The organism is Rhizobium sp. UFLA01-1127, assembly GCF_059803845.1.
In genome coordinates this window covers 48343-57112 of the sequence record NZ_JAUQTZ010000031.1, presented here as the reverse complement: position 1 = coordinate 57112, position 8770 = coordinate 48343, and the positions used below count along the sequence as shown (strand labels likewise).

Genomic DNA, 8770 nt, shown 5'->3' with positions numbered 1-8770 from the left:
CAGCCAGTGTCGCATCCGCCCCGCGATGCGTCATCGTGGAAACCATGATGACGGGCATCGGCCTCAGCGTCATGATCTTTTCCAGGAATTCCAGGCCGTTCATGTTCGGCATCTCGATGTCGAGGGTGACGACATCGGGATTGAGCGCCTTGATGGCGGCGCGTGCTTCAAGGGCATCGCCAGCCTGGCCGACGACATTGACGTCGGGATCGGCACGCAGGACGGCGGTGATCAGGCCGCGCATGGTCGGAGAGTCATCGACGACGAGAACACGGGCAGCGGCGTTCATGATTTCCTCCCCGAATTCTTGCCGAGATAGCGATAGGTGGTGATGCCGATATTGTCGAAGACGTGCTTCGCCTCGCCGGATACGCGTTCGGAATGACCGATATAGAGGTGGCCGCTTTCGTGCAGCTGGCCGGCGAAGCGCGTCCAGATCTTCGTCTGCGTCGGTTCGTCGAAATAGATGACGACGTTACGGCAGAAAATGACATCGAACATGCCCTTGAAGGGCCACTGCGCCAAGAGGTTCAGCTCGTTGAAGGTGATGAGCCGCTTGACACGATCATCGATCTGGAATTTGCGACGGCCCTGCACATCGACTTCCTGGAACCATTGCTTGCGCATGGCGGGCGAAATCGTTTCGAGCGCCGCTTCGTCATAGGCGCCTGCGCGGGCAAGTCCCAGGATCTTGGGGTCGATGTCCGTCGCCAGGATCTTGAAATCGAAATCAGCGGCATTCGGCATCAATGCCAGCACGGTGAGCGCTATCGAATAGGGTTCCTGGCCGTCGGAACAGGCCGCCGACCAGATGCGCACCCGACCGCCGGCCTTGGCGCGCGCCAATAGGCCCGGCAGGACCTCGTCGCGCAGGTGGTCGAAATGATGGTTTTCGCGGAAGAAGCGTGTGAAATTGGTCGTCAGATGCGACAGCATCTCGCGACGCTCAGCACTTCCCGCCGGGGAAGAAACCAATGCGCAGTAGTCGCGGAAGCCGGAAAGCCCCAGCGCGCGAATATGCTTCGACAACCTCGAATAGACGAGCGACGCCTTGCTCTCGTTCAGCGAAATGCCCGCATCCGCATAGATCATGGCGGCGATTTCCGAGAGGTCGCGCCGCGTCAGCGGATACTCGCCGCTCGCCAGCACCTCATCCGGAGACGCCCTGAAATCCATTGCTCCCATCACGCTCATGCGGCCTCGCTTTCACTTTCAGGGAACAGGGCTTCCAATTCGATCAAGCAGATCATGCGGCGATCGATCGCCACGATACCGCGGGCAAACTGCCGCTCGTGATCGGAAGAAACCTCCGGCGTCGGCTGGATGCTGTCGTCGGTGATCGTCAGGATGTCTGAAACCGCATCGACCAGGAGACCGACCACCTTGCGCCTGACCTGGGCGACGATGATCACATGCCGCGCCGTCGGTTCCGCCTGCTTCATGCCAAGCCGGGCGGAGAGGTCGACGATCGGCAGCACGGCGCCGCGCAGATTGACGACCCCGAGCATATAACCGGGCGCATGCGGCATGGCCGTTGCCTGCGTCCAGCCGCGAATTTCGCGGACCGACATGATATCGACGCAAAATTCCTGATCGCCGATGCGAAAGGCGATCAGCTCGCGAGTGCCCTGTGTCAGGCTCTTGACGGCGTAGGACATCAACTCACCCCACCGCCGCGTAAGACATTTCAGGCTTCAGCGACTGGCCGCGCGAAGCGCCGACCACCGCATCGACATCGAGGATCAGCGCAACACGGCCATCGCCGAGGATGGTCGCGGCCGCAATGCCCGGCACGTGCGTATAATTGGCTTCGAGGCTCTTGATGACGACCTGACGCTGGCCCTGGATGGCATCGACCATCAGCGCACGCTGACCGCCGCCTTCCGATTCCACCAGCAGCGCGACGCCTTCGACCGGATCGGCCTGCGTGGCGCGGAAGTTCAGGATGCGGCCGACATCGACCAGGGGGCAGAAGCTGTTACGGATCGAAATGAGCCGATGATTTGCGCCGAAGGAGTGGATGGCGGAGGCTTCGGGCTGCAGCGTCTCGACGATCGCGGTCAACGGCACGACCAGGGTCTGGCCTGCAACCGTGACCACCATACCGTCGAGGACTGCCAGCGTCAGCGGCAGGCTCATGGTGAAGACGGAGCCCTGCCCCGGCCTGGAGCTGATGTTGATGCGGCCGCCGAGGGCCTGGATCGAGCGCTTGACCACGTCCATGCCGACGCCGCGGCCGGAAATGTCCGAGATCTTGTCGGCGGTCGAGAAGCCGGGCAGGAAGATCAGATTGTCGACCTCCTCGTCCGAGAGATTGGCGTCGGCCGGGATCAGGTCGTTGTCGATGGCCTTCTGGCGCACCTTTTCGCGGTTGATGCCGGCGCCGTCGTCCGCAAGCTCGATCAGGATGCGGCCGGAGCGGTGCTTTGCCGTCAGGCGAACGGTGCCTTCCGGGTTCTTGCCGAGCGTCGCGCGCTTTTCCGGCGTTTCGATGCCGTGGTCGACGGCATTGCGGATCATGTGCGTAAGCGGTTCGGCAAGCTTGTCGATGACCGTCTTGTCGACTTCGGTGTTCTCACCTTCGGTGATCAGGCGGATCGATTTGCCGGTCATGTCGGCGATTTCGCGGACGATGCGCGACATGCGCTGGAAGACCGGCTTCACCGGCTGGGCGCGGATCGCCATGACGCTGTCCTGGATCTCGCGGGTGAGCTGCTGCAGCTCTTCGAGACCCATGTTGATCGAGGATGTGCCGTTATTGTCGTTCTCGATGACGCTCTGGGAGAGCATCGCCTGGTTGATGACGAGCTCGCCCACGAGATTGATCAGCCGGTCGACGCGGTCGAGATCGACACGAATGGTTTGGCCGGCGGCTCCGCTGTTCTGGGCGGCAGCCGCATTGGCGGCGGCGGCAGCGGCAAGGGCGGCCTCCTTCTTTTCGACGCGCGCGGCAGCGGAGGCGAGCTGCGTGACGTTGCTGGCGGTTTCCGCCGCGGCGACGGCGGCGGCGGCATCATTCTTCAGCGCAGGAGCTTCCTTAACGATTTTGGTAGCCGGTGCGGCGCCGTCATCGTCGAGGATGGAGAGATCGAAGGGCACAGGCACCATCGGAAGTTCTTCGCTTGCCGACACAACGTCGCTTTCAACCTGCCTGACATCGAGATCGCAATCCCATTCGGCAAATTCGAAGACGGTGCGAATTGCGTCCTCGCCCTTGTCCGTCTTGATCGAGATCGCCCATTTGAAATATGCGTTTTCGGGATCGAGGTCCGGAAGAGCCGGCAACGCGTCCGTATCGCAGAAGATATTCATCTCGCCTAGCCGCGCGAGGTCGCGCAGAAGCAGCGTCGCGTCGTTGCCCTTCGCGTAGAGATCGGCGCGCGGCTTGAAGTTGACTTCATATTCGGGCACGCCGGCGCCGGCCGGCTCGTCGCCGCCGAAATCGTCGTCGAAGCTGAAGGGAATCGGCTGGAAACCGCTATCATCAGTCGGAGCCGGCACCGCGGGCTGGGGAGCTGTCTCGACGACCGCCGCTGCCGCCGACGGCGCGGGAAGATCGCCATTTGCCAGCGCTTCCAGTTCCTTGACGAGGCCGCGGCTGCGAGCCTGATCGACGCTGCCGCCGTCGCGGGCGGCATTGGTGAGATCCGCCAGAACGTCGGCAGCCTTGAGCATGACCTTCAGGACATCCTGGGTCGGCTCCAGCTTGTTGGATCGAACGCAATCAAGCGTGGTCTCGAAGACGTGGGCGAATGCGACCAGGTCGTCCAGACCGAAGGCACCTGCCCCACCCTTGATGGAATGAACGGCACGGAACACGGCGTTGACGGTTTCCGGATCGCGGTCGCCATCGTTCATTTTCAGGAGACCGGATTCCAGTTCGGCGAGCTGCTCTTCGCACTCCTGGAAGAAAATCTCTTTGATTTCGTTCATATCCATGAGGGGTGGATCCTGTTTAGGCGGTTACGCGCTCGATGGCATCGATCAGCTTGGCGGGATCGAACGGCTTGACGATCCAGCCGGTCGCACCGGCCTGCCGGGCACGGTTCTTCTTTTCCGCATCGCTTTCGGTCGTCAGCACGAGGATCGGAACGGCGCGATATCGGTCGTTGCGGCGCACGCCCTCGATGAAGCCGAAACCGTCGAGGCGCGGCATGTTGATATCCGTAACGATGACGTCCGGATTGGCTTCTTCCAGAATTTCCAGGCCCTCGACGCCGTCTTCAGCCTGAATGGTCTCGAAACCCGCATTATTGAGGGTCACGAGAAGCATGTTTCGAATGGTCCGTGAATCATCCACGGTCAGTACTTTTTTCTTCATTTCCGGATCTCCTTGGCAAGCAGATGGGAGATATCCACCCCGATCACCTGCATCGTTTTTTGAAACGCATCCGACACCTTGGAGAAGGTGAAGGAGAGCTTGTCCTCATCCCAGGTCTTGGCGGCAGCCATGATGACCTGCACGCATAAGGTCCCGATCCTTTCGACGCCCGACGCATCGATCGCGACATTGCTGCCGCGCAACCGCATCAGTGTGCCGCGAAGGGCAGAGGCCTCGTTGAGGTCCAGCACCGCGGCCAGACTGATTGTCTTTTCGCCTTTCCTGCTCGGCATCGCGTCATTCCTCGTTGTCTGAAATCAGGCCTGTCGGCCCGCATGTGCATGAAACTGAAAGATCAATAGGCATTGCGCTCGCCTCCCGTTGCGATCCTGCGGAGCGGGAAACCGAAATCAGCCATCTCTTCTTCGTCGTGCGCGCCGGCGAACGCATCGCGGGTGGGCAGCTGTCGTTGCTGGCCGGCTTTGACGGGCGCGGGAGACGCCGCATGGCGCCGCTCGCGCTCGATGCGGAACTCGCGAATGGTCCGGCCAAGCTCGACGACGACGGTATGTAGATGATCGGCGCCTTCCTCGGAACGGTTCGCCTCGTTTTCTCCGGCCGCCGCACGCTCGCTATAGCCGCCGATGTCCGATGTCAGCGTCTTGAGGCCGGCGAGCTGTTCATCGCTCGCCGCCGCAATTCCGGAGATGGCTTCGTTGATATCGGTCACCTGGCGGACGATGCTGCCGATCGCATCCTGGGTGCGGCCGACCATCTGGACGCCGGCATCCACCTGCGCCTTGGTACCCGTCACCAGAACCTTGATCTCGCGCGCGGCGTCGGCGGAACGCTGCGCGAGCGCACGGACTTCCTGCGCAACGACGGCAAAGCCGCGGCCGCTGTCGCCGGCGCGAGCGGCCTCGATACCGGCATTCAGCGCGAGAAGATTGGTCTGGAACGCGATCTCGTCGATGACGCCGATGATTTGGCCGATCTTTTCGGCCGAGGTCTCGATATCGGCCATGGCCGATATCGCCTGGCCGACGATCCTGCCGCTGTCTTCAGCCGCAGCGCGGGTCGAGGCCGTCACGCGCTCGGCCGATCGCGTATCGGCCGCATTGCCGCGCACCTGCTCGGCAAGCTCAGCAAGCTGCCGCGCAGACGCCGCAAGTCCTTGCGACTGCTCGGCCGATTTTTCCGCCAGGGATTTCGAGGCGCGGGAAATAGCATCACTCGTCGCCTCGGCCGCCTGTACACCGCCGGACAGCGCCGAAAACTGCTGCTGGATATCCGCCAGCGCAGCATTCAAGGCTTCCGCGACTTCGGTGTAAGCTTCGGGACAATCCATCGGCATACGGATCGTCAGATCGCGGTCAGCAAGGCCGTTGGCAAGTTCGGCAAGGAGGGATGCCGCTTCGGCGCGATCGGCGGTCCGCTGCTCGGCCAGCGCACGCTGATGGCCGATCCGCAATTCGTTGAAACGCAGCGATACGGCAATTTCGACATCGACCATCACGAGGCGCACGACAGATGTGACGAGTTCGCTCAGCTCGCGGGCGCGGCGTTTGGCGCCCGGAAGAATGGCGCGACCGCCCATGTCTTCGAGGAGGCCGGCAAGAAGATGCTCCAGCACGACGCCATGACCCGCGACATGCCAGCGGGGGTCGAGGCCCATCTTGCTTTCGCTGTCGGCGAGAATCTTGACGCGCTCGGCATAGAGGCTGTCGAAGCGCGCATCCGTCAGAACATCCCAATGCGAGGACTGCAGATCCTGGAGCCGCTCTATCTGACTTTCACTGGTGAAATTTCGGGAAGCGTCCGCAAATGTCTGGAAGCGGTGGAAAAGGTCGCGCAGGCCGGCCTTGAGATGGGCTTCGAGCATGGGCCTGTTGCGGCGCAAAATATCGCATTGCCCGGCGTCGAGACCAGCAAAACGCAAGCGGTCGCGAAGGCTGCCAGCCTGCGCCCTGCCTGCCTGATCTGACGGCGTATGCTGCGCCAAAGTCGTCCCCGCCGAACTGCCGCGCGCACAAGCGCGGCGAAACCGCTGATGGTCCGCGCCAAGCGCTATGAAGAGGCGAGGAAAAGCACAGACCGCCACCGATCAAGTGATCGAGGCGCTGAAGCTCGCTCGTTCATCAAAGTCTTTTGCGGACCTGTTTGATGAGATGGATACCGGATCGGACCCGGTACGACGGGGCGGCTTCATGCCTGGTGAGAACGAGTCACAATTTTCCCATTCCGACGTTCAGGTTCAATATTTATGGTTAATTCCTTGCCCGAAGGTTAATGGCATCGGGCCGGCCCCTCGTTTCGGTCACCGCTAATTTAGCGACGCTTTCCATGAGGGTTCGGCAGAAGGGGAAGCTTACGGGACACAAGTCACGAGCAAGCTTCATGTCTTACTCCAAAGGGGATAGACGGCTTCGATGCCGATAGGGGGAGAGCAATGATTGTTCTTGGTTTGACCGCCTCACTGATGGCCAGCCTGACGCTGGCGGCCTTCATGTTTCTATGCCGCATCGAAGAAGCGCGCAGCAAGGCCACTCCCCGCGTTCTCTAGAGTTTCCAGCAAAAGTGCACAGCGGTTTTCCGTCCGGAATTGCTTGAAAACGAAGAAATAGAGCGGTTCAAAGATTCCGTGAAAAACTGAGCCGCTCTAGGACCGCCGGTCCGATATTTCGGCCCTCAAAACCGGATGGATGGCACGTTTGCGGCCATACCTGCAGCTCTTCGACGGTCTTTCCGGATGGCCAAGAGCTAGCTTTGAGCTCAATAGTTCCGTATTAAGCCTCAAAACTATGCACCGAGATCCATCCGTTAATGCTCGACACGACCCATTCCCGAACAAGCCCCCAGAAACTTTCGCTGCGAGCGGCCCTTGCGATCATCTTCGGAGTAACGCTCTGGCGCGTGCTCATGTTGCTCGTCAACAGGACCGACCTTTTCGTCGACGAGGCGCAATACTGGTTCTGGGGGCAGAATCTGGATTTCGGCTATTATTCCAAGCCGCCGATGATTGCCTGGGTCATCCGCTTCTTCAATATGATTTCCGGATCGGATGCGACCTTCTGGATCCGCATATCGGCGCCGCTTTTCCATCTCGCCACCGCCTTGATGCTGATGTGCACCACGCGGCGGCTGATCGACGACGAAACCGGGCGCGAGATCGCCCCTTGGGTCGGCGTCATCTTCATCACGCTTCCGGCTGCCTCGCTATCGGCCGTTCTGGTATCGACCGATACGATCCAGATCCTGTTCGTGACGACCGCGATCTGGGCCTTTATCGGCCTGACCAAACGGTCTTCGATCCTCGAAGCCGTCATCCTGGGCGCCAGCCTCGGCATTGCATTCCTGACGAAATATTCGATACTTTTCCTCTTGCCCGGTGTCGGCATCGCCATGCTGACGATGCGTTCGGCGCGCATCGCCTGGCGGGATGTCGCGATTGCCGCCATCATCGGCGCCATCGTCGTTTCCCCCAATCTCTGGTGGAACGTCACCCATGATGCGGCGACCATAAAGCACACCGAAAGTATCGCTCAATGGAGCAAGGGGGGCGGCGGCAACGGCCTGCTGAAGCACGTGCTCAACGGGCTCAGCTTCTTCGGCGCGCAATTCGGCGTGGTGGGACCGGTCGTCTTCTATGCGCTCTTGTGGGCGACGTGGCGGCTCATCCGTGGACAGAGCGACGACCGGGAAAAGCTGCTGTTCTGGCTGTCGGTGCCCGTCGTAGCCTTGATCACCCTGCAGGCCTTGCTGGCCAAGGCCTACGCCAACTGGGCCGTTTCCGCCTATGCTGCCGGCACCATTCTTGCCGTCTGGGTGCTCTACCGCCTGACGAAGAAGGGGCTCAGCACCTCGCTGATCATCGGTGCGGTCGTCGCCTTCGCAATCCCGGTGCTAACGGTCTTCGCTCTGGATATCAAGCTGCCGAACGGCGACCTCGTCATGAAGCGCTATGTCGGCCGCAGCATCATCAGTGAAGAAATCGCCAATATCGCCACGGAGGCGAAGGTCTCGGACATCGTCTCGCAGGACCGCGATATCCTGGCTGACCTCTACTATACGCTGAGGGGCAGGCCGTTCCGCATCTATGCCCGACATTTCGGCGGCTTCCCCAAGAATTATTACGAGCAGAACTTCTCCCTGCCGGCCGACGCGACCGGCCCGGTCCTGTTCGTCGGCAGCGACACGATCGTTTGCCCCGAGGGTCAGGCCGAGCTCATCAAGAGCTGGTCGCCGCCCTATGGGGAAATGAAGGGCAAGACACTTTATGCCTATCGCGTTCCGGCATCGTGCCTGGCGGCCAAGCCTTCGGCCGCCGGAACGGAAACCACGGAAAATTAAGAAATCGAGCCGGGACTGTTGACCCGCTCGTGCAACTGCATCATGACAGGCGGTTACTAGGAAGACGCTAGGCGTCCTGTTATCATGACCGAACCGCCG

7 protein-coding genes and 1 pseudogene are annotated in these 8770 nt (G+C 61.1%); 1 reads left to right on the top strand and 7 read right to left on the bottom strand.

The window, feature by feature from the left end; translation table 11 throughout:
* The 7 genes and pseudogenes from cheB to Q4Q11_RS10445 all read right to left on the bottom strand — a co-directional run.
* A pseudogene (cheB, locus tag Q4Q11_RS10475) lies at nt 1-289 on the bottom strand (protein-glutamate O-methylesterase CheB); the annotation flags it as partial.
* The gene (gene cheR, locus Q4Q11_RS10470; RefSeq protein ID WP_113213895.1) at nt 286-1194 is read right to left on the bottom strand and encodes a protein-glutamate O-methyltransferase CheR; all 909 of its coding nucleotides are present in this window, start codon (nt 1192-1194) and stop codon (nt 286-288) included. The gene cheR and the pseudogene cheB, both read right to left, overlap by 4 nt.
* Nucleotides 1191-1658, bottom strand: coding sequence for a chemotaxis protein CheW (locus tag Q4Q11_RS10465; protein WP_112506619.1), 468 nt, complete (start codon nt 1656-1658; stop codon nt 1191-1193). The genes cheR and Q4Q11_RS10465 overlap by 4 nt, the downstream gene beginning before the upstream one ends.
* 4 nt (nt 1659-1662) lie before the next feature.
* On the bottom strand, nt 1663-3939 hold the full coding sequence (locus tag Q4Q11_RS10460; RefSeq protein WP_498569441.1) for a chemotaxis protein CheA: 2277 nt from the start codon (nt 3937-3939) through the stop codon (nt 1663-1665).
* A gap of 16 nt (nt 3940-3955) precedes the next feature.
* Nucleotides 3956-4321: a chemotaxis response regulator CheY1 gene (cheY1, locus tag Q4Q11_RS10455; protein ID WP_004128526.1), complete on the bottom strand. Its 366-nt coding sequence runs from the start codon at nt 4319-4321 to the stop codon at nt 3956-3958.
* Nucleotides 4318-4614, bottom strand: coding sequence for an STAS domain-containing protein (locus Q4Q11_RS10450; protein WP_112506614.1), 297 nt, complete (start codon nt 4612-4614; stop codon nt 4318-4320). Before Q4Q11_RS10450 ends, cheY1 begins: the two co-directional genes overlap by 4 nt.
* Before the next feature lie 62 nt (nt 4615-4676).
* Nucleotides 4677-6323 carry a globin-coupled sensor protein gene (locus Q4Q11_RS10445; RefSeq protein WP_498569440.1) on the bottom strand — a complete coding sequence of 549 codons (1647 nt, stop codon included), beginning with the start codon at nt 6321-6323 and terminating at the stop codon, nt 4677-4679.
* 821 nt (nt 6324-7144) lie between these two features.
* On the opposite strand from Q4Q11_RS10445, the gene Q4Q11_RS10440 reads away from it, so the two are divergent.
* Nucleotides 7145-8671 (top strand): glycosyltransferase family 39 protein, encoded by a 1527-nt coding sequence (locus Q4Q11_RS10440; protein WP_113213898.1) that lies wholly within the window; start codon nt 7145-7147, stop codon nt 8669-8671.
* Nucleotides 8672-8770 lie beyond the last annotated feature (99 nt).

What these genes read in the sequence shown, in the direction of transcription:
- cheY1 (WP_004128526.1), bottom strand. Translation starts at nt 4,321, where the DNA reads ATGAAGAAAAAAGTACTGACCGTGGATGATTCACGGACCATTCGAAAC.
- Q4Q11_RS10465 (WP_112506619.1), bottom strand. Translation starts at nt 1,658, where the DNA reads ATGTCCTACGCCGTCAAGAGCCTGACACAGGGCACTCGCGAGCTGATC.
- Q4Q11_RS10450 (WP_112506614.1), bottom strand. Translation starts at nt 4,614, where the DNA reads ATGCCGAGCAGGAAAGGCGAAAAGACAATCAGTCTGGCCGCGGTGCTG.
- Q4Q11_RS10440 (WP_113213898.1), top strand. Translation starts at nt 7,145, where the DNA reads ATGCTCGACACGACCCATTCCCGAACAAGCCCCCAGAAACTTTCGCTG.
- cheR (WP_113213895.1), bottom strand. Translation starts at nt 1,194, where the DNA reads ATGAGCGTGATGGGAGCAATGGATTTCAGGGCGTCTCCGGATGAGGTG.
- Q4Q11_RS10460 (WP_498569441.1), bottom strand. Translation starts at nt 3,939, where the DNA reads ATGGATATGAACGAAATCAAAGAGATTTTCTTCCAGGAGTGCGAAGAG.